Below are 2,726 nucleotides of genomic sequence, written 5' to 3'. Positions count from 1 at the left end.
CCGCGGCTGCCGTCCCAGCCGCGCGCGCCACCGTTCCCGGGCTGACGAGGCGGGACCGTCCGGCGTGCCGCGCCGGGAGGTCCCGGTCAAACCGCGCCGCGCTTCTGTGTCCGTTGCCACGGGCCGGGGCCTGGCGCCTGTTCCAAAGCCCGATCCCAGCCAGACCTCCGGTCCCGCGCGCGATTTCCGCAGCGCCGGCGCGCGACGTCTGGAGACCAGGAAATTGCCCATGTCCCTCTCTCCGTTCCACGGCCGGCGCCAGGCGCTGCGCCGCTCCACCGCCTTGGCGGGGCCGGCGCTCGCCGTGCTCGCGCTGCTGCCCGCGCCGGTTTTTGCGCAGAGCGCCTCCGAGACCGCGCTCCCCACCCTGACCGTGCGCCAGCCGGCTCCAAGCGGGTCGGAATTCAGCCTCGGTGGCCTTCCGAGCAATTTCACACCGGCCGACACCGCCACCATCTCCGGCGCGGACGCATCCGCGGCGACGCTCATCACCAGCGACACCGGTTCGCTGATCGCCGGCATTCCGGGCGGCGCGGCCTGGGGCGCGGGCGGCGTCTCCAGCCTGCCGGCGGTGAACGGCATGGGGGCCGACCGCGTCCAGGTGGGCATCAACGGCATGCTGTTCGGCGTCGCCTGCCCGAACGAGATGAACCCGCCCCTGTCGTTCCTCAACCCGGCCATGGTGTCGAAGATCGCGGTCTATATGGGCACCGCGCCGGTGAGCGTCGGCGGCGACTATACCGGCGCGCGGGTCGACGTGACCCTGGCGCCGCCGGTCTTCACGCCGGGCGACAAGGTGACCGTCTCCGGCTTCGTCGCCGGCTTCTATCGCTCCAACGGCAATTCCTACGGCGTCGACACGACGGTGCGCATGTCGAACGCGGACACCAGCCTGACCTATACGGGGGGCTGGGCCAAGGCGAGCGACTACACGGCGGGCGACGGCACCGTCATCAAGTCCACCATGTACGAGACCCAGAATCACGCCTTGAGCCTGTCGAAGAAGATCAACGACCAGCTCTTCACGGTGCAGATCGGCGGCCAGTTCATCCCCTATCAGGGCTATGTGAACCAGTATATGGACATGGTGGACAACAAGAGCTTCTTTGCGAACGGCCGCTATGAGGGTCTGTTCGACTGGGGCAAGCTCGAAGGCAACGTGTTCTTCAACCGCGTGCGCCACACCATGGGCTTCATCGAGCCGGACAAGACCGGCGACATGCCCATGGACACCCGCGCCACCGACATGGGCTATGCCATCAAGGGCACGGTCGGCCTGTCGTCGCGCGATATCCTGCGGGTCGGCAACGAGCTCTATTACAACAATCTCGACGACTGGTGGCCGCCGGTTCCCGGCTCCATGATGATGGGGCCCGACGCCTTCATCAGCATCAACAATGGCCAGCGCACCCGGCTCGGCACCTGGGCCGAGTGGGAGCACAAGTTCGACAATGCCTGGACCGGCCTCATCGGCATCCGCAACGACACGGTGTGGATGAACACCGGCGACGTCCAGGGCTACAACATGATGATGTACGGCGCGGACGCCGCCGCCTTCAACGCCGCCGACCGCGCCCGCACCGACTTCAACATGGATGGCACTGCGATCCTGCGCTACCAGCCGGACGGCGCGAGCCTTTACGAACTGGGCCTCGCCCGGAAGACGCGCTCGCCCAACTTCTACGAGCGCTACGCCTGGTCCACCAATGCCATGGCCATGGACATGATCGGCTGGTTCGGCGACGGCAACGGCTATGTGGGCAATCTCGACCTCGACCCCGAGGCGGCCCACACGATCAGCTTCACCGCCACCTGGAACGATCCGGCCAAGAAGGTCTGGGAGCTCAGGGTCTCGCCCTATTACAGCTATGTGGTGGACTATATCGACGTGAACCGCTGCACCCTTGCGGGGTGCCTCGCCAGCCAGCCGAACAATGCCTACGTGCAGAATAACTTCGTGTTCCTGCAGTTCGCCAACCACGATGCCTGGCTGTATGGCGTCAACATCGACGGCAAGATGGCGCTGTGGGATGACGGCAATTGGGGGCAGGGCCAGTTCCGCGGCAGCCTCAATTTCGTCCAGGGCCAGCGCACCGACGGCATCAACCTCTACCACATGATGCCGCTCAACGGCGTGCTGGCGGTGGACCAGACCATCGCCCGTACCTGGGGCACCTGGACCAACAGCCTCGAACTCCAGCTGGTGGCGTCCAAGACCTTGGTCAGCCAGGTGCGCAACGAGCTGGAGACAGAGGCCTATGCGCTGCTGAACTTCCGCACCTCGTACCAGAAGGACATGCTGCGGGTGGACTTCGCGGTCGAGAACATCTTCGACACCAATTACGACCTGCCGCTGGGCGGCGCCAACCTCGTCAACTACCGCACGCCGTCCATGATGGGCAGCTCCGTGGACTGGGGGTATCCGGTCGCCGGCATGGGCCGCTCCTTCAACACGCGCGTGACGCTGCAGTTCTGAGCGAGCGCTTGGACAGGACCGGGGGCGGGTGCTCGCACCCTCCCGCGATCCCTCGGGCCGTCATGGCCGGCACAAGGCCGGGCATGACGGGCGGGGAAGGTCTGATCTCGAATGCGAAAACGGGCTCCGCCCTCAGCCGGTATGGCGCAGGGCGGGGGGCCCTCAAAGCTCCGCCCTGCGCGCCTCGCCGAACGCGGTGCGGCAGGGCGTGCGGGCGTCCCCCCGGCGGCGGGCCGCCAGCACCATGGCG

Annotated in this window: 1 protein-coding gene; it reads left to right on the top strand. The window is 67.0% G+C overall.

What is annotated here, in order from left to right; all coding sequences use genetic code 11:
- Positions 1 to 229: 229 nt before the first annotated feature.
- Entirely contained in the window at positions 230 to 2,476 is a 2,247-nt protein-coding gene (locus AC2W7M_RS23275) for a TonB-dependent receptor (RefSeq protein WP_486135292.1), read from the top strand.
- Positions 2,477 to 2,726 lie beyond the last annotated feature (250 nt).

It is taken from the genome of Xanthobacter sp. BG11Y11_SDJG, from assembly GCF_057364445.1.
The sequence above is the reverse complement of the archived record's forward strand: the minus strand, read 5'-3'. Positions and strand labels throughout refer to the sequence as shown.